General features: G+C 64.2%; 1 protein-coding gene. It reads right to left on the minus strand.

Translation table 11 applies throughout. The features are described 5' to 3' along the window. Nucleotides 1–279: 279 nt before the first annotated feature. Nucleotides 280–458 (minus strand): SPOR domain-containing protein (locus tag ACLD7X_RS18880; RefSeq protein WP_411425216.1); only part of this gene is annotated, 179 nt, incomplete at its 5' end.

The raw sequence follows: 458 nt of genomic DNA on the forward strand, positions 1-458 counted from the left end.
ATGCGGGCGGCTGGGCATGGATGCGCGCGATGAGCTCGCTCTGAAGCGCCGCGTTGGCGGCCTGGACGAGACTTTCCAGCGCCTCGCCCCCCTGCCGCAGCAGCGGGCCATGCGGAGGCAGCACCTGTTGCCGAAAGGCCGGAGTGCCCGTCATGTCGTCGTCGTTCGAAGGCTGCATCAGCTTCTGAAAGTCACAGATCATGGACATTCCTCTAGCTAAGCGTGCAACCTTTAACAGGTTGTTAGCGCGCGCGGCTGAGGCATGGGCCGATCAGTGTGTCAGGAGGCGGCCTTGCTGATGAAGCATTTCACGCCCCGGGACTTGAGACGGGAGCATTCCCTGTTCGCCTCGCCCTGGTTGTCGTAGCCGACGAGACGCACGCGGTAGAACACGCCCTTGGTGCCGAGATCGGCGCGGACGACGACGGGTTCCTTTCCGGAGAGCGCCTTGTGGCGGG

This window comes from Aphanothece microscopica RSMan92 (assembly GCF_046613545.2).
GTDB lineage: Bacteria > Cyanobacteriota > Cyanobacteriia > PCC-6307 > Cyanobiaceae > NIES-981.